At 65.9% G+C, this 18,588-nt stretch carries 11 protein-coding genes; 5 read left to right on the top strand and 6 right to left on the bottom strand.

Features of this window, described 5'->3' with window-relative positions; genetic code table 11:
- Positions 1-32: 32 nt before the first annotated feature.
- Positions 33-872 carry a type ISP restriction/modification enzyme gene (locus ACOQPE_RS11525; RefSeq protein ID WP_420609050.1) on the top strand — a complete coding sequence of 280 codons (840 nt, stop codon included), beginning with the start codon at positions 33-35 and terminating at the stop codon, positions 870-872.
- A 336-nt stretch (positions 873-1,208) separates the two neighbouring features.
- Here the strand turns inward: ACOQPE_RS11525 and ACOQPE_RS11520 are convergent, their stop codons facing one another.
- From ACOQPE_RS11520 to ACOQPE_RS11510, 3 genes are all read right to left on the bottom strand, one after another.
- A complete protein-coding gene (locus tag ACOQPE_RS11520) occupies positions 1,209-2,891 on the bottom strand; it encodes a thiamine pyrophosphate-binding protein (RefSeq protein WP_420609049.1) in 1,683 nt (560 codons plus the stop codon).
- Between the two features lie 73 nt (positions 2,892-2,964).
- A complete protein-coding gene (gene leuS / locus ACOQPE_RS11515) occupies positions 2,965-5,844 on the bottom strand; it encodes a leucine--tRNA ligase (protein WP_420609048.1) in 2,880 nt (959 codons plus the stop codon).
- Positions 5,845-6,392: 548 nt separating this feature from the next.
- Positions 6,393-7,586 carry a hypothetical protein gene (locus ACOQPE_RS11510; protein WP_420609047.1) on the bottom strand — a complete coding sequence of 398 codons (1,194 nt, stop codon included), beginning with the start codon at positions 7,584-7,586 and terminating at the stop codon, positions 6,393-6,395.
- A gap of 50 nt (positions 7,587-7,636) precedes the next feature.
- On the opposite strand from ACOQPE_RS11510, the gene ACOQPE_RS11505 reads away from it, so the two are divergent.
- The gene (locus ACOQPE_RS11505; protein ID WP_420609046.1) at positions 7,637-9,199 is read left to right on the top strand and encodes a methylmalonyl-CoA mutase family protein; all 1,563 of its coding nucleotides are present in this window, start codon (positions 7,637-7,639) and stop codon (positions 9,197-9,199) included.
- Positions 9,196-11,517, top strand: a complete 2,322-nt coding sequence (scpA, locus tag ACOQPE_RS11500) for a methylmalonyl-CoA mutase (RefSeq protein WP_420609045.1) — start codon at positions 9,196-9,198, stop codon at positions 11,515-11,517. Before ACOQPE_RS11505 ends, scpA begins: the two co-directional genes overlap by 4 nt.
- A 21-nt stretch (positions 11,518-11,538) precedes the next feature.
- On the opposite strand, the gene ACOQPE_RS11495 is transcribed toward scpA, so the two are convergent.
- Positions 11,539-12,093 (bottom strand): hypothetical protein, encoded by a 555-nt coding sequence (locus ACOQPE_RS11495; protein ID WP_420609044.1) that lies wholly within the window; start codon positions 12,091-12,093, stop codon positions 11,539-11,541.
- A gap of 125 nt (positions 12,094-12,218) precedes the next feature.
- Between ACOQPE_RS11495 and meaB the strand changes: the two genes are divergently transcribed.
- The gene (gene meaB, locus ACOQPE_RS11490) at positions 12,219-13,205 is read left to right on the top strand and encodes a methylmalonyl Co-A mutase-associated GTPase MeaB (RefSeq protein WP_420609043.1); all 987 of its coding nucleotides are present in this window, start codon (positions 12,219-12,221) and stop codon (positions 13,203-13,205) included.
- 30 nt (positions 13,206-13,235) lie between these two features.
- Here meaB and ACOQPE_RS11485 read toward each other — a convergent pair whose 3' ends face one another.
- Together ACOQPE_RS11485 and ACOQPE_RS11480 are read right to left on the bottom strand one after the other, a co-directional pair.
- Entirely contained in the window at positions 13,236-14,195 is a 960-nt protein-coding gene (locus tag ACOQPE_RS11485) for a ribonucleotide-diphosphate reductase subunit beta (protein ID WP_419856378.1), read from the bottom strand.
- A gap of 203 nt (positions 14,196-14,398) precedes the next feature.
- On the bottom strand, positions 14,399-16,909 hold the full coding sequence (locus ACOQPE_RS11480) for a ribonucleoside-diphosphate reductase subunit alpha (protein WP_420609042.1): 2,511 nt from the start codon (positions 16,907-16,909) through the stop codon (positions 14,399-14,401).
- A 382-nt stretch (positions 16,910-17,291) separates the two neighbouring features.
- Here ACOQPE_RS11480 and ACOQPE_RS11475 point away from each other — a divergent pair, with 382 nt between their 5' ends.
- Positions 17,292-18,581 carry an NAD(P)/FAD-dependent oxidoreductase gene (locus ACOQPE_RS11475; protein ID WP_420609041.1) on the top strand — a complete coding sequence of 430 codons (1,290 nt, stop codon included), beginning with the start codon at positions 17,292-17,294 and terminating at the stop codon, positions 18,579-18,581.
- Positions 18,582-18,588: the final 7 nt, after the last annotated feature.

Here is an 18,588-nt window from a genome sequence, read left to right as displayed (position 1 = left end):
GCAGGACGCGTGTTTCCGCGGGTGCGACAGCCATGACCGAGACACTTGACCTGCAAGTGCCCGATGGCGGCTCAGACCGCGACGGGGACAACGTGAGCGATTGGGCGTTGGAGCAGTTCCAGGCCAAGTACGGCCCCGACATCTCCAAGGACGACATCTGGGAGTACCTCTACGGCGTCATGCACTCGCCGGAATGGCGCATGGACTACAAGCACGACCTGCAGCGCAACCTGCCGCGCATCCCGCTGGCCGACGACTTCGAGCCGTTCCGGGCGGCTGGGCGCAAGCTGATGGATCTCCACATCGGCTACGAGACCGTCGACGAGTACCCGGTGCAGTGTTTGGTGGACGGTGAGCCGGACGAAGGCGATGCCGGTGGAGATGCCTATCGGATCGCGAGCCGGATGCGTTGGGGAAAGCACTCTGACGGCAGCGAAGACCGCACCGTGCTCTTGGTGAACAGCCGGTGCCGTCTCGCCGGCATTCCAGTCGAAACCACGCACTACACAGTTTCGGGGCGCACCCCGCTGCAATGGGCCATCGACAGCCTCCGCGTCAAGCACGACAAGGCATCAGGCATCATCGACGATCCGAACGGCTGGCGCGACTGGGCAGACGAGCCGTTCAACCTGATCCGCCACCTGCGCCGTCTCGTAACGGTGAGCTACGAATCGGCCATCATCATCGCTTGGCTGCCCACCTCGCGGCCGGGCGAGTCACACCTGTACGAGCCGGGTCCTGTCACGCTCGCTGACATCATCGAATCGCAGGGCAAGGGACCCCCGCTCGAAGACCCCACCGGCATCATCTACACCGACGAAGAATTCGTAGCTCATCTCGAATCAATTCCATACGACACCGCTCCCGAGTGACCAGGGATCGTGCCGACGTACGCCTCCTCCGCGCGGTTTCGCCGCGACATTGCGAAGCTCACGAGAGCACAACGGCAAGAGTTCTACGCCGCACTCGCACTCTTCGTTGCCGATCTGCGAGAGATCGAATCCGGCAACCGACACTGGTTCCGGAAGGGAATTGTCAGCAAGCTGCATGGTGTCGACGGCTTGTTCGAATTCCGCTGGGCAGACGACGGGCGGGCGACATTTTCCTTGGGAAACCCGCCTCGGCAAGGACTACGTCACATTGAGTGGCACCGTTGCGGCACCCACGACATCCTGCCGTAGAGCCGACCGGCGGAAGCGCTGCTCTGGCTATACGTACGTGGAGCCCTTCATGGCGCCGCGGTCCTGGCGGATCTCGACGTTGACCAGTGCCGGCAGACCCGAGTCGAATGCCCGCGACAAGGCTGGTGCGATCTGGTCGGGCTCGGTCACGTGCTCGCCGTGGCCGCCCATGGCCTCGACCACCTTGTCATAGCGGGTGTAGCTGAGCTCGGTGGCAACTACACGGTCCTGGCCGTAGAGGCTGGCCTGGGGCCGCAGCATCTGGCCCCACGCCGCATCGTTGCCCACGACTCCCACGATGGGCAGCCCGAATCGCACCGCCGTGTCGTACTCGAAGCCGTTGAGCCCGAACGAGCCGTCGCCGTAAACGATCAGCACGCGCTTGTCCGGGTGCGCCTTCTGCGCCGCCAGCGCGAACGGCATCCCCACACCGAGCGTGCCGAGCGGTCCCGGGTCCATCCAGGTGCCGCGCCTGGGCACCCGGATCACCTTGGAGGCCTGCGCCACGATGTCGCCGCCGTCGCCGATCACGATCATGTCGTCGGTGACGGCGTCGGCGATCTCGCGGCACAGCCGCAACGGGTCGATCGGCACCTCGTCGCTGTCGAGCTCGGCGCTGCGGGCCTCATCCAGCTCGACTTCGCGCTTGCGCAGCGCCGCAAGCTGTGCACTGGCGTCCACGGTCACACCGGTGGCCTTGAATACGTCGAGCAGCGCATCGAAGTTGGCACCGAGGTTGCCGACGAGACTGACATCGGCGGGGCGGTTCTGACCGATGAGCGTCTCGTCTAGGTCGAGCTGCACGATGCGAGCGTCTGCGGGGATGGCGCGGCCGAACTTCATGCGGAAGTCGAGCGGCGTGCCGGCCAGGATCACTACGTCAGCGGCTTCGAGTGCTTCCTTGCGAGTGAGCGAGAGAAACGACGGGTGATCCCACGAGATCTCCCCGCGCGCCATGCCGTTCAGGTAACACGGCACGGACGTGGCATCCAAGAATGCCGCCAACGCATCGCCGCCTTCGCTCCATTTCAGCGCCGTGCCGGCCATCACGACGGGCCGCTCGGCTGAGGCGATCAACTGGGCCGCCTGCTCCACCAGAGAGGCTGCAGCGGCAGCGGCCACCCGGTAGTCGCGAAACCGGGGCACCTCGACGGCGTCAAGATCAACCCGCCCATGCAGGATGTCCATGGGGATCTCGAGAAAGGCCGGGCCGGGCACACCGCTGAGTGCCGTGCGCACCGCCAACTCGATGTATTCGGCTATGCGACGGGTTTCCCCGCATGCACCCGACCACTTCGTCACCGGCCGCATGAGCGACACGTGGTCCATCTCCTGCAGCGAGCCACGGCCGGCGTGCTTGAACGGCCCCTGGCCGCCGAAGACCAGGATCGGCGAGTTGGCCCGCCAGGCATTCGCGACGCCGGTGACGCCATCGGTCACGCCGGGACCAGCGGTCAGGATGGCCACGCCCACCTTGCCCGGATGCAGGCGCGCCCACGCGTCGGCGGCATGCGTCGCGGCTTGCTCATGTCGGACGTCGACCACCTCGATGCCCTCGTCGAGACAGCCGTCGTAGATACCCATGACGTGCCCGCCCGACAGGGTGAACACGCACTCCACCCCGGCCGCCTTGAGTGCCCGAGCGGCGAGCTTGCCGCCGTGGGTCTCGGTGGCCGTCACGCCCAGCGCTCGCCGTTCCTTGTCGCTCATGTCGTTCTCCCGCTTACGCCAGCACGTGTCTGATTCTGCTCGCTTAGGCGAGCACGTGTCTGATTCTGCTCGCTTAGGCGAGCACGATGTTCACCAGCTTGCCGGGTACGGTCACGACGCGCCGGATGTCTGCACCGGCGGTGAGCTGGGCGATGCGTTCGTCGGCCTTCGCGGCAACCTCGAGATCGGCCGGCGAGATGCCGGCGTCGACCGTGATCCGGCTGCGGACCTTGCCGTTCACCTGCACGGGCACCTCGATCACCTCGGCCGCCAGCATCGCAGGGTCGGCCTGTGGGAATGGCGCGTAGACAACCGTGGTCGAATTGCCCAGCTTCGACCACAGCTCCTCGGCCAGGTGCGGCACCAGCGGCGCCAGCAGGCGCACCAGCACGTCAGCGACAGAACGGGGCGTCGCGCCGCCCCGCCGGGTCAGCTCGTTGTTCAGCTCGGTGATGCGCGCGATCGCCGAGTTGAAGCGCAGATCCGACATGGCATCGGTGACTGCGTCGATGGTTCTGTGCACCATGCGCTCGAGGTCAGCGTCGGGCTCGACATCGGCGACCGTGATCTCGCCGGTCTCCTCGTCGACCAAGCTCCGCCACACGCGCTGCAGCAACCGGTGAGAGCCGATCACCGAGTGGGTTTCCCACGGACGGCCCTGATCCAGCGGACCCATGGACATCTCGTAGGTTCGCAGCGTGTCGGCGCCGTACGCGCTGTAGATGTCGTCGGGCGTGACCGCGTTGCGCAGCGACTTGCCCATCTTTCCGAAGTGGCGGGTGACCTCGGCGTCGCCCCAGAAGAACTTGCCGCCGCGCTCGATGACCTCGGACGCCTCCACGTACACGCCCCGGCTGTCCTGGTAGGCAGCTGCCTGGATGTAGCCCTGGTTGTACAGCCGGCCGAACGGCTCGGGGCCGCTGACGTGACCCAGGTCATACAGCACCTTGTGCCAGAAGCGGGCATACAGCAGGTGCAGCACGGCGTGCTCCACGCCGCCGACATAGAGGTCGACACCCCCGACGCCGCCATCGGGGTCTGCCATCCAATACCGCTCCACCTCGGGATCCACCAAGGCGTCGTCGTTGGCGGGATCGAGGTAGCGCAGGTAGTACCAGCACGATCCGGCCCACTGGGGCATCGTGCTCAGCTCACGACGGTACGTGCGCTCGCCGTCGCCCAGGTCGTAGGTGGCGGTGGCCCACTCGGCGGCACGACCGAGCGGCGGTTCAGGTTCCGACGACTCATCCAGCGCCCGGGGTGCCCAGTCGATCAGCTCGGGCAGCTCCACCGGCAGCTCGCTTTCGGGCACTGCCAATGCAAGACCCGTCTCGTCGAACACGATCGGGAATGGTTCGCCCCAGTAGCGCTGCCGGCTGAACAGCCAGTCCCGCAGCTTGTAGGTGACCGTGCGGCGGCCGCAGTCCCGCTCGTCCAGCCAGCCGCAGATAGCGTCGATGGCATCGGCCCTTTCCAAGCCGTTCAGGAAATCGCTGTTGATGGCCGGCCCGGGACCGTCATAGGCCTCGCCGTCGAAATCTGGCGGCGGTTGCACAGTGCGCATGATCGGCAGCCCGAACTGGACGGAGAAGTCCCAGTCGCGCTGGTCCTCTCCGGGCACCGACATGACCGCGCCCGTGCCGTAGTCGATCAGCACGTAGTCGGCGACGAACACCGGCACCGGCGCGCCGCTTGTGGGCACGCGGCAGTTCACGCCCAGCCACACGCCGGTCTTGTCGCGCTCGGTCTGGCGCTGCAAGTCGGTCATCGCTGCTGCCTGGGCGCGGTACGCGTCGAGGGCCTCACGGGGCGTAGCGGCACCCCCGGTCCAGCGCTGATCGGTGCCAGAGGGCCACACGTCTGCGACCAGCTCGTCGACGAGTGGGTGCTCGGGCGCCAGCAGCATCGCCGTCGTCCCGTAGATCGTGTCGGGACGGGTGGTGAATACCTCGATGGCTGGGCCGGAGCTGTACGCATTGGAGATGGCTAAGCCAGAACTGCCGGGCTCGGCGTCGGTCGCGAAGCTGATGTATGCGCCCTCGCTTCGGCCGATCCAGTTGCGCTGCATGAGCTTGACGCTCTCGAACCAGTCCACCCGGTCAAGGTCGGCCAGGAGCCGGTCCGCATATGCCGTGATGCGCATCATCCACTGCTTCATCGGGCGGCGGAAGACTGGATGGTTGCCCCGATCGGACCGCCCCTCGTTGGTGACCTCCTCGTTGGCCAGCACCGTTCCCAGCGCAGGGCACCAGTTGACCGGTGCTTCGCCCAAGTAGGCCAGACGATGTTCATCCAGCTCGGTACGCCGCTCGACGTCGCTCATCTCGGCCCACACAGCACCGCCGATGGTGGCCTTGCGCCCAGTCTCGAACAACTCGATCAACTCGGCGATCGGGCGGGCCCGCTGCGCGTCGGTGTCGTACCAGGAATTGAAGATCTGCAGGAAGATCCACTGCGTCCAGCGGTAGTACTCGACATCGGTCGTGGCCAGCGATCGCTGGTCGTCGTGGCCGAGTCCCAGTCGGGCCAGCTGGCGCGACATGTTGGCGATGTTCCGCTCGGTGTTGACGCGGGGGTGCTCACCGGTCTGGCGGGCATGCTCCTCGGCGGGCAGGCCGAATGCGTCATAGCCCATCGGGTGCAGCACCACGTAGCCGCACATGCGCTTGAAACGTGCATACACGTCGGTGCCGATGTAGCCCAGAGGGTGCCCCACGTGCAGCCCCGAACCTGACGGGTACGGGAACATGTCCATGATGAAGAGCTTTTTCTGCTGAACCGGCGACCCGCTGAGCTGCGGCCCTCGTGGGGCCGAAGCCAGTGGATTCAGCGGCGTGCGGTACGTGCCGTCGGCCCGCCACCGCTCCTGCCAGCGCAGCTCGATTTCGTTCGCCATCTCGGCGTTGTAGCGGTAGAGCGGGATACCGGCTTGGTCAGAGGTTCCAGTTGCCATCACGCCAGCATGTGGGATTGCAACATGCTCCGAAGAGCAAGACCGTATTTCTGGCGCATTCATCAGCAAGCAGGCATCGGACTGAGCCAAATGCCCCGATCACGCGCATCAAGTTGCAACATTAGATTCAGCATGCAAACAGGTCTGAACATGACTATGCCCATGGCGCAAAAAACTGTGAGATATCTCGCCAAGGCTATGGACTTCCATCTTGAAATCTTTGCCTGCCACGCCTCGCGCATGACACACTCTTAATCGGAAACAGAATTCCTGATATGGTCGGGCGAAGAGAAATTCCTGCCGAATCAAATCGACATAGATGTTCTGCGAACGCTCCCGCCAGTAGGCTTCCGAGAACCATTCCGACCACGGGCACAACCGACTCAGCGGTCCCTGCATTCTCCGCTACGATTGTAGCTGCACTAGCAACCGCGTAAAGAAGTGCGACTGCGCGGCCTACCTTTGCAGCAGGATCTGTCGGGTCAAGGACTAGCACACTCAAGGTCGCCCAAATCTGCTGCCGCGACGCCCAAACTGGCCAATGCCCGCTATTGACAGGTGACCCCCGCCTCCCGGGTGTAATGGCCAGGGTCAACACCGGGGACAATACCTCTGAAAGTCCAAGTAAAGCCGACCTTAATCTTCAGGCACTGGCCGTATGATTCGGCAGATGCAGCCCAAATTCCAAGGTAGCCAGAATACGCAGCAATCAGCTGGCTTATCCCCGTAGGAATGCTGGCAAGGACTATGGATGTAGAAATGGTCCCAGCAGCGATGGCGCTGGTTTCGTGACTAGAGAAATAGACCGTACCGGTGATGCGCCCCCACTTGAACCGAGGATCAGCGACCACGGGGTACTCAAAGTGAGACCCGTGGGCTATTTCAAGTAGCAGCGTATTGCCGTCTACCGAGTACTTCACAGGCACTTCGGAACCTTGTGCGTCATAGGCCCACGGAGGATCAATCTGCGCAAAAACTATGCCACTGTCATCGCGAATATCGATTCCACCGTCCGTGCGCTCAACTAGAGAGAACCTTACGTTCGCTTCAAGGCTATAACGCAACTGCTTGGCACCATTTGAGTTTTCGATCACGGCGAGCACACGTGCTGTCGCATCGTTGAGAATATCAACTGCAACATGAGTCGCGGGCCGCACAGCGGAATACACTGCACGACCTGACGGAGACAAGGTGGCGGCACGTTCAGTCCCCGGCAGGCCGACTCGAACATTCAGGCCGCCGGGTGCAGTCATGGAAACCTGTTGAGAGCTATGTGACGGCGCTTCGATCATCGCTCCAGATGCTGAAGTGAAACCGGCTAGGCTGCTACCATCCTCGAATTGTGTCACCAGATCTGTGTGGTCAACCAGTGACGAGACCACAAGTGGCTTCAAGTTAGGTTGTGCTCGAATGAGTTGATCGATGGCGTCGTCAACATAGTCCGATGCCGTCGTTTGAGTTACATCCTGTTCCTGCGCCGCATTTCCCGCGAGCGCACCGCGACCTTCCTCAGTCTCAGGAAGACCATCGGTACCGGGAACGCCATCTTGGTCTGGCTTACTAATGTCAATTTCCGAGTCCTCAGGCTCCAACGAACCTTCTGTGCCATCAGAAGAAGGCGCATTCGAGCCTATTTCGTCCTTCGCCAGCGCAGGCTCAGCACCCGCCGGATCGTGCCATAGAAGCACCGCCATAAGTGCCCACACGAGCAGTGCAACCCCACGTCGTTTGCGAATTGACATTCCAACCTTCCCGAATCGATGAAGAATCCTCGCTGCTAACATTCCATTTGATGGCAATTTGCTCCTCAAATGGCGTCAGGCAGTGTAGTGCTAGAATAGCGCTAGACAAGTGCACCTTCGAGACTGTCAGCGGCGAGGACTGGGAGGCCGCGGCCGAGGGCGCGCTGCGGGGCGAGCCGCTGTCGTCGCTCCACACGACGCTGCTCGACGGCGTCGAGATCGCCCCACTGTACACCGCGCATCGCCTCGGCACCGAGGCTAACCCGTCGGGTTTGCCCGGCAGTGCACCATTCACCCGCGGCGCCACCGCCGCGAGCGGCGCACAGGGCTGGCAAGTGCGCCAGATCCACGACGCGCGACTTGTGAGCACCCCAGACGCCGTCGCCGTGGACACGACGTCGGGCGTGGATGCCGTCACTGTCGCCCGGGGCTGGGACGCCGACGGTGATGCCGCCGCACTCGCCGCAGGCATCGGCGATGCCGCCGGTGCCGGCGTGACGATCCACCTGCAGTCCGGCGCATCGCCTGCGCACGCCGCGGCACTGCTGGATGTCTTCGACCGCCACGGTGTGGATCTCGCTGGCCTGAACTCCTGGCTCGGTCTCGACCCGATCGCGGCGGCCGCCAGCGGTTGGCACTGGGCCGACTTGAGCAGCTGCTCCACGCTCGTCTCCTCGATGTGCGCCACAGCGCGCAGCGCCGCCGAGATCGCACAGCGCTCGCCTGCTGCCGTGCCGCTGGAGGCTGACGGGTCGGTCTTCGCCGATGCCGGCGCTAGCGATGCCACCGAGCTGGCTGCGGTGCTCGCGACCGGGGTGGCGTGGCTGCGGGCGATCTGCGACAACGCCGACGGGCCTGGACTCGACCCGGATGCGGCGGCTCGCCTGCTGGGCTTCACGCTGTCCGCGGGGCCCGACCCCTTCATGGTCACCGCCAAATGCCGGGCGCTGCGGATGTGCTGGACCCGTGTGCTGGGCACCTGCGGGGTCAACGGCACCGGCGACGAGGCGCCGCCGATGCGGCTCCACGCAGTCAGCGCGACGGCCATGCTGAGCGCCGTCGACCCGTGGGTGAACATGCTGCGCGCCACCACGGCGTCATTCGGTGCCGCGAACGGAGGCGTCGACGCCATCACCGTCCGACCCTTTGACGCTGTCAGCGCCGGTCAGGCATCGAGCGGCCTGGGATGGCGCGTCGCTGCCAACACGCAGCTGATCCTTCGCCACGAGAGCCGCATCGGATCGGTCATTGATCCCGCCGGGGGAAGCTGGTACCTCGAAGACCTCACGCGCAAGCTGGCGCAGACGGCCTGGGACCGCTTTCGCGAGATCGAAGCCACCGGTGGCATCTGCGCTGCGATTGCCGGCGGCGAGCTAGAGGCATCGATCGCCACCGAACGAGCGCAGCGTAAGGAGCAGATCGCGGCGGGCGAGCACGTGCTCGTCGGAGTCACCGACTTCGTGGACTCGCAGGCTGCGCAGGCCTCGGGGGCGAGCGTCCCCGCCCGCGAGCCGGCCGGCACGCCTGCGGTCGGGCTAGGCGTGCACCGCTGGGCAGCGCCGTATGAGGCTGAGCCGGCGGGCGAAGCCGTGACGGGAGCGGCAGGGTCATGAGCGTCATCGGTAACTTCTCAAACGTCCAGCTTGACGACACCGGGCCTGTGCACGGGAGCCCGAACGGCGCGAACAGCCCTGGATCATCGGCACCATCTGAATCGTCGGCACGAGCGGAGTGGGCAGAGCGGTTCGCCTCCGAAACCGGGCGTTCTCCCTCGCCCAGCACCACTCCCGAAGGCATCGACATCGCGCCGCTCTACACCGCCGCCGACGTCGCCGACCTGTACGACGGCGGGCCAAGCACCAGCGGGAACGGCTCCGAAGGGCGCACGTATCTCGACGGCTACCCCGGTTTCGCCCCGTACCTGCGGGGTCCGTACCCCACCATGTACACGAACCAGCCGTGGACCATCCGCCAGTACGCCGGCTTCTCCACCGCCGAGGATTCCAACGCGTTCTACCGGCGCAACCTGGCAGCGGGACAGCGCGGCCTGTCGGTTGCCTTTGATCTCGCAACCCACCGGGGCTACGACTCGGACCATCCCAGGGTGAGCTCAGACGTCGGCATGGCAGGCGTCGCCATCGACTCGATCCTCGACATGCGCACGCTGTTCGACGGCATCCCGCTCGACCGCATGAGCGTGTCGATGACCATGAACGGCGCCGTGCTGCCGGTGCTGGCGCTCTATGTGGTGGCCGCCGAGGAGCAGGGCGTTGCACCCGCTCAGCTGACCGGGACCATCCAGAACGACATCCTCAAGGAGTTCATGGTCCGCAACACCTACATCTACCCGCCACAACCCTCCATGCGGATCATCAGCGACATCTTCGAGTTCACCTCCGCCGAGATGCCTCGCTACAACTCGATCTCGATCTCCGGCTATCACATGCAGGAGGCCGGGGCGACTGCCGACCTTGAGCTGGGCTACACGCTGGCCGACGGCCTGGAGTACCTGCGCTGCGGCATCGGCGCCGGCATGGGCATCGACGACTTCGCCCCGCGCCTGAGCTTCTTCTGGGGCATCGGCATGGACTTCTTCATGGAAGTGGCCAAGCTGCGGGCCGCCCGACTGCTGTGGGCCAAGCTGGTCGCCGGCTTCGAGCCCGAGAATCCACGATCGCTGTCGCTGCGGACGCACTGCCAGACCTCTGGCTGGTCGCTCACCGCCCAGGATCCGTACAACAACGTGGTGCGCACCTGCATCGAGGCCATGGCCGCCGTCGACGGCCACACCCAGAGCCTGCACACGAATGCATTCGACGAGGCGCTGGCATTGCCGAGCGACTTCAGTGCCCGCATCGCCCGCAATACGCAGCTGTTCCTGCAGCACGAAGCCGGCTCCACCCGGGTGATCGACCCCTGGGGCGGGAGCTACTACGTGGAGCGGCTGACCGCCGAGCTGGCGCAGCGAGCCGCCGCGCACATCGAAGAAATCGAGCAGCTCGGCGGCATGGCCCGCGCCATCGAGGCCGGCATCCCCAAGATGCGCATCGAGGAAGCCGCAGCGCGCACCCAGGCGCGCATCGAGGCCGGGCAGCGCACGGTCGTCGGAGTCAACCGCTACAGGTCTGAGCTGTCCAATGAAGTCGACATCCTGCGGGTTGACAACGCCGAAGTACGCGCCGCCCAGCTAACGAAGCTGGAACGCCTGCGCCGTGGCCGCGACGCCGATGCAGTGCGTCGCTCGCTGGACGAGTTGCGCGAGGTGGCCCGCAGCGGCGAGGGCAACCTGCTCGCCGCATCCGTCGACGCTGCGCGCTGTCATGCCACCGTGGGAGAGATCAGCGCGGCGATGGAGGACGCCTTCGGGCGGCACACTGCCCAGATACGCACGATCAGCGGCGTGTACGGGAGCGAGATGGCTGGCGACAGTTCGGGTGACGATGGCACCGTCTCAGGCGACGGCAGCACCCATCCGATGGCGGCCGCCGTCGATGCCGTGCGCAACCGGGTTGCCAGCTTCGGGGAGCAGACCGGGCGCCGGCCGCGCATCCTCATCGCGAAGATGGGCCAGGACGGCCATGACCGGGGCCAGAAAGTGGTGGCTACGGCCTATGCGGATCTGGGTTTCGACGTCGACATCGGCCCGCTGTTCAGCACGCCCGCCGAGACGGCCCGCCAAGCCGTCGAGAACGACGTCCATGTCGTCGGCGCCTCGTCGCTCGCCGCGGGCCACTTGACGCTGGTGCCGGAACTGCGGGAAGCGCTGGCAGAACTCGGCCGGCCCGACATCCTGATCGTGGTGGGCGGCGTCATCCCGGCGCAAGACTTCGACGCGCTGCGCGCGGCAGGCGCCGCAGCGATCTACCCTCCCGGAACGGTCATCGCCGAAGCTGCTGCTGAGATGCTGGATCTGCTCGAGCGGCCCGGCTAGCGCCCCACAACCGCCGCCGGCTCAGCGGTGGCGACCACCCACGTTGCGGACCTTCTTCTTCGCCCGAGAAGCGCGGTACGCGGTGCTGGAAGCCGCTCGCATGCCGCGCGGCGCAGCGGCGAGCCGTGCATCGGCGTCTTGAAGATGGCTGTGGTAGCGGCGGTGCACCCATAGCTTCTCGCTGCCGACGACGATCTGCCCCCACGCCGAGCCACGGATGTCGAACGGCTCGACGCGTTCGATGCGGTCAAGCAGCTCGACCGGCTTGGCCGGCCGCAGCGCCCGAGTGCGCATGACCACGATGTCGGCATCGGTCAGCGCGAGCAAGCGGTAACGCGACATCGTCAGCACCGCCGCTGTCGCGAAGACCGTCGTGGAAATCAGGCTGACCTGCACCCACGGCAGATCCACCGTCAGCACGATGCCGGCCAGCGCCGCCACGCCGATCACCAGCATCGAGAACGGGTGCAGCCCGCCCTGCGCCGGCACGAGTGCGTGCAGGTGATCGCCTTGGTTCAGGTACTGCTCGGCGGGGTGGGAACGGTCCCCCGTGCGCATCCGCTTCAGCAATCCCACCGAGACATTCTGCCCGAAGTGGGGCACAGTCCGAACGAGACAGCCGCCTGATGGAGACAACCCGACGGATGATCGGGCTCAGCAGCCGGCAGGCCGCCGCCGCGGCTCCCGGTACCTTGCTCCTGATGACCCGAGTCGATGTCGCTGAACTTGCCGCCGACGTGCGCGCTTGCGACCGCGCGGCCATCGGTCAGGCGATCACGCTGGTCGAGTCTCGGCGCCCTGCCGATGCAGAGTCGGCACAAGCCCTGCTCGGCCGACTGCTGCCCCACAGCGGCGGAGCACATCGCGTCGGCATCACCGGCGTGCCCGGTGTGGGCAAGAGCACACTCATCGAGACGCTCGGCACCACGCTGACAGGGCGGGGGCACCGTGTGGCGGTACTGGCCGTCGACCCCACCTCGGCACTGCACGGCGGCTCCATCCTGGGCGACAAGACCCGCATGACGGCCCTGGCAAATGACCCGGCGGCCTTTGTGCGACCATCCCCGACGTCAGGCGAGCTCGGCGGCGTGACCAGAGTGACCCGCGAGACGATCCTGGTGCTCGAAGCGGCGGGTTTCGACATCGTGCTGGTGGAGACCGTGGGCGTCGGCCAGTCAGAGACGGCCGTGGCCGACATGGTCGACTTCTTCGTCGTGCTCATGCTGGCCGGTGCCGGCGACGACCTGCAGGGCATCAAGAAGGGCATCCTGGAGATCGCCGACCTGATCGCAGTTAACAAGGCCGACGGGGACAACGTCGAGCGAGCCGGCAACGCCGCTCGCGATTACCAGCTCGCGCTGCACATGACCCAGCCGGTCTCGCCGACCTGGTCTCCCCCGGTGATCACCTGCTCCGGCCTGACCGCAGACGGCCTCGAGACGCTGTGGGAGCACGTGACCGAGCACCGCCGGCTCATGTCGGCATCGGGCGAGCTGGCAGCCCGCAGGGCAGACCAGCGGGTGCGCTGGATGCGCGCCATGCTCACCGAGCGCATGCGCGCACGGCTGGCAACGCGTGCCCAAGACCTGCTCGCCGAGCTGGAAGACGAAGTGCGATCCGACCGGCTGACGCCAACAGCCGCAGCGGATCGGCTGATGGCAGCCTTCGACACGACGACGGAGGCCTAGCTCAGAAGTCCTCGTCGAAGGCGACCTCGCCTAGAAGTCCTCGTCGAAGGCGACCTCGCCTTCGATGCCGACCTGGTAGGCGGCGACGGTGCGCTCGAAGAAGTTCGTGAGCTCCTGCACGTCCTGCAGTTCCATGAACGAGAAGGGGTTCTTGGAGCCGAAGTTCTTCGGCAGCCCGAGCTGGGCCAACCGCTGGTCAGCCACGAACTCCAAGTAGGACCGGGTGTCGGCAACGGACATGCCCGCCACGCCGCCCGACAGCACGTCGCGCGCGAACTGCGTCTCGACGTCGACAGCCTCGACGATCATCTCGCGGATCCGGTCGGCGAGATCCTGGTCGAACAGGTCGGGCTCCTCTGAGCGGATCGTCCGCACCACCTCGAACGCGAAGTTCATGTGCGCCGACTCGTCACGGAACACCCAGTTCGTGCCGGCCGCCAGCCCGTTCAGCAGGCCCTTCGACCGCAGGAAATAGACGTAGGCGAACGCCGCGAAGAAGAACAGCCCCTCGATGCACGCAGCGAAGCAGATGAGATTCAGCAGGAAGGCCTTGCGGTGCTCGACGGTGGAGAGCTGGTCGAGCGACCACACGCTGTCCATCCAGCGGAAACAGAAATCGGCCTTGGCGGCAATGGAGGGAATGTTCTCGATGGCCGAGAAGGCCGCCGCTCGCTCGTCGAGATCAGGGATGTAGTGATCCAGCAGCGTCAGGTAGAACTGCACGTGCAGCGCTTCCTCGTACAGCTGCCGGCTCAGGTACATGCGAGCTTCGGGGCTGTTGATGTGCTGGTAGAGGTTCAGCACCAGGTTGTTGGCGACAATGGAGTCGCCGGTGGCGAAGAACGCCACGAGCCGGTTGATGAGGTGCCGCTCGGCCGGCGCCAGCTTGCGGTTGAGGTCGACGATGTCGTCGGAGAAATCGATTTCCTCGACCGTCCACGTATTGCGGATGGCGTCGCGGTACATGTCGAAGAACTGCGGGTACCGCATCGGCCGGAGTGTCAACTCGAAGCCAGGGTCCAGGATGTTGCCGCTGCGGACAGCGGTATCGGGGCCCGGGCTGGTCTGCGACTCGCCGTCTGGAAGCGACTGGGCTGGAAGGGATTGGGGCACCAATTCGGGCGCTGGTTGCACGAGTGCCATGGGGATCCTCTGTCTGTTTCAGGTGGTTCGGCCGATGAGCTCGCGACGCCTCATTCGCAGGCCTCGCAGGTCTCGGGGTTCTCCAGCGAGCACGCCACAGCCTCGGCGGCGGCTGCATCGGCGGCCGTGTCGATGACCGCGGCGGCCGAGCCCGCCGCGGCTGGGTCGGGCATGGCCGAGACGGTCGCTTGCGTTGCAGTGCCGCCGTTGGGCTGGCCGCCATTGCTGCCCGATGCGCTGTCGGTCGTGGTCTGGTTGATGCGGGTGGCCGGACGGGAGCGCAGGTAGTAGGTGGTCTTCAGGCCTGATTTCCAGGCGTGCATGTACATGGAGGAGAGCTTTCCGATGTTGGGACTCTCCATGAACAGGTTCAGCGACTGGCTCTGGTCGATGAAAGCGCCACGTGCGGCGGCCATGTCGATGAGCGCGCGCTGAGGCAGCTCCCACGCCGTGCGAAACACCAAGCGGAGGTCGTCGGGGATCTCAGCGATGTTCTGCACCGAGCCCTCGGCCATCTTGATCTTGTTGGCCATGGCCTCGCTCCACAGGCCGCGCTGCTGCAGCTCACGCACCAGATAGCGATTGATCTGCATGAACTCGCCCGAGAGCGTCTCTCGCTTGAACAGGTTTGACACCTGCGGCTCGATGCACTCGTAGCAGCCTGCGATGGACGCAATGGTGGCGGTGGGCGCAACTGCCACCAGCAGCGAGTTGCGCAGCCCGTGCTGGCCGATCCGCTCGCGCAGCTCAGCCCAGCGTGCCGGATCGGACGGCTCGATGCCCCACAGGTCGAACTGCAGCTCTCCCGCCGCGGCCCGCGTCTCGCCGAACGCCCCGTGCGGCCCATGCTTGCGAGCCAGCTCGCAGCTCGACCAGACCGCCCAGTAGTAGATCTCCTCGGCGATCCGGGCCGCAATCTCGACCGCCTCAGGCGAGTCGAACGCCAGGTTGAGCTGGAAGAACACGTCCTGCAGGCCCATGACGCCGAGCCCCACCGGACGCCAGCGCTCGTTCGATCGGGCAGCCTCGGGCGTCGGGTAGTAGTTGATGTCGATGACGCGGTCCAGGTAGGGCACCGCGGTGCGCACAACCTCTCCCAGCGCGTCGTAGTCGACGGTTCTGCCGTCTGGGCCCTCCCGCACGAACTTGGCGAGATTGACCGAGCCGAGGTTGCAGACCGCCGTCTCAGCGTCGCTGGTGACCTCGAGGATCTCAGTGCACAGGTTCGACAGGTGGATGACGTTGCCGGGCTCGCCGGTCTGGTTGGACTTGGCGTTCGAAGCGTCCTTGAAAGTCATCCAGCCGTTGCCGGTCTGGGCGAGCGTGCGCATCATGCGGCTGTAGAGGTCGCGGGCCGACACCTGCCGCTCGTACAAGCCCGCTGCTTCGGCTTCCCGGTACGCATCGGTGAACTCGTCGCCGTACAGGTCGGTGAGATGCGGCACCTGCTTGGGGTCGAACAGCGACCACTGCCAGTCGTTCTCGACCCGGCGCATGAACTCGTCGGGCACCCAGTTCGCCAGGTTCAGATTGTGGGTGCGCCGAGCATGGTCGCCGGTGGAATCCTTCAGCTCCAGGAACTCCTCGATGTCGGCGTGCCACGACTCGAGATACACGCATGCAGCGCCCTTGCGCCGGCCGCCCTGGTTCACCGCCGCCACCGACGAGTCAAGCGTCTTGAGCCACGGCACGATGCCGTTCGACAGACCATTGGTGCCGCTGATCAGCGAGCCACGCGACCGCACCCGGTGCCAGCCCACCCCGATGCCGCCGGCGAACTTCGACAGCTTGGCGATGTCGGAATAGCGGTCGTAGATGCCTTCGAGCGAATCGGTGGGGCTGTCGAGCAGGTAGCACGACGACATCTGCGGATGGGCCGTGCCCGAGTTGAACAGCGTGGGCGACGACGGCAAGTAGCGCAGGCTGGAGATGAGCTCGTAGAACGCGATGGCCTCTTCGGCCGTCTGCGACAGGCCGCAGGCAACCCGCAGCAAGAAGTACTGCGGGTTCTCGATGACCGTGCGGCGCTGCGGGTGCCGCAGCAGGTAGCGGTCGTACACGGTGCGGAGGCCGAAGAACTCGAAGTCGCCGTTGCGCTGCGCTATGACCGCATCGTTGAGCTTGCGGGCGTTTGCGGCAACGAAGGCCACCACATCGGGATGGATGAGCCCGCACTCGCCGCCTTCGGAGATGGACTGGCTGAACGAGTAGATGTTCTGGTTCTGGACTTCCTTGTCGATGTAGGTGGCCAACAAGCGGGCAGCCAGCTTCGAGTAGTTCGGCTCCTCAGAGATCAGCGCCGCGGCCGTGCGAATCGACAACTCGTCGAGCTCGGTGGTCGTAGCACCGTCATGAAGACCCGAGATGGTCCGCGTCGCCACCCGCATGGGATCGACGCCGGCCAGTTCGGTGGCGCAGCGTTCGACGGCGCGGACGATCTTGTTGACATCGACGGCCTGCATGGAACCGTCGCGCTTCTGCACGCGCATTCCCGGAGTGTCTGGACCCTGCTGCGCGGCCTCGGTCGTCGGCGACGGAGGCGCTGCCTCGGTGACGCTCATCTCGGGCCGTCCGATCGCCCGAGGCCGTCCATGTCTGTGGTGCGGACTGCCATTTCCACGAATCTCTCGCTCCCCGCAGCCCGGGCCGCATGCGGCCCGACTGCCATCCATCCGGCGAAAATGACACCGGTGTAATTCCACGGATGTGAGGAACAGTTATAGCGCGTCAACCGCAGCGCCGGAATACTCAACCGGAACTGCGGGAATTCCGATCGGCGGACCGCGCGCTCGCAGTGCGGCGAGCCTCGCCCCGATGGCTGCGCAGCGAGGGCGGGCCGGGCGCCCAAACCCTTGCAGGCGCTGGATATCCGGCTAGGCGGCCGCGGCCGGCGGCACCCCGGCAACCAGTCCTCGCTCGCGCCGGAGGTGCCACACTGCTCCTGTGCCAAACACACCGAATCGCATCGTCATCGTCGGTGCCTCGCTGGCAGGCGCGCGCGCAGTACACAGCGTGCGCTCTGCAGGCCATGACGGGCCGTTGACGCTCATCGGTGCCGAACCCCATCTCCCCTACGACCGACCTCCCCTTTCCAAGGAGTTCCTGACCGGCGACAACGACCCCAGCTCGCTGGCCCTCGACCCAGACGGCGCCTATGACGAGCTCGACGTGGAGGTCATGCTGAGCACTCACGCCGTGGGGCTCGACACCGACGCCCGCACCATCGCAGTGGCCCCAGCGGCAGGCGGCAGTGCCGAGATGGTGCCGTTCGACGGCCTCGTCATTGCCACCGGCGCAGCGGCGCGGTCATTGCCAGGCACGGAGGGCGTCAGGGGCGTGCACACGTTGCGGACGCTCGACGACGCGGCGGCCATCCGGGAAGGTCTCGTCGCAGGTGCACGAGTCGCAGTGGTAGGCGGAGGCTTCATCGGCTCGGAAGTAGCAGCCTCGGCCAAGGCCCGCGGCTGCGAGGTCACCGTGATCGAGGCGGCCCGCGCACCGCTGGTGCGCGGACTCGGCGCGGAGATGGGCACGCGGGTCGGCACGCTGCACAGCCAGAACGGTGTGGAGCTGCGGCTGGGCGTCGGCGTGGACGGCGTGCTGGGAACCGACCGGGTCGAAGCAGTTGCCATGGCAGACGGCAGCCGGATCCCCGCCGACCTGGTGGTGGTGGGCATCGGGGTCGTGCCGAACACGGCATGGCTGGAAGGCTCGGGACTGCAGATTGACAACGGCGTGGTCTGCGACGAGACGCTGTGCTGCGGTCCCCCGGGCGTCTATGCCGTTGGCGATGCGGCGCGTGTCCCCAATGGCTGGCTGGGGCCGTTGGCGGGCTCCGAGCCGGTTCGAGTAGAGCACTGGACTGCAGCAGTCGAGCACGGCATGGCAGTGGGCCGCAACCTGGTGGCCCCCGCGGAGGCTCAGCCCTACAACTCGGTGCCATTTGTCTGGTCGGATCAATATGACGCTCGCATCCAGATCGCCGGGCATCCCGACGCTGGCGACGACGTGGAGGTGCTGGTCGGATCGGTGGCAGGTGGCACGAATGCCAGCATCCCAAATGCGGGCAGTCCGGATCCGGGCAGGTCGTTCCTGGCCGGATACCGGCGCAATGGCCGTCTGAGTGCGGTCATGGCGCTCGACGCGATCAGGCCCTTCGTGCGCTTCCGCCGGCTCTTGGCATCGCACCCTTCGTGGGACGAGGCACTGGAACTGGCGGCCACTTTGAACTGATGAGCGT

Source organism: Candidatus Poriferisodalis sp. (genome assembly GCF_965219595.1).
GTDB lineage: Bacteria > Actinomycetota > Acidimicrobiia > Acidimicrobiales > Poriferisodalaceae > Poriferisodalis.
This window is presented reverse-complemented; position numbering and strand designations above follow the sequence as displayed.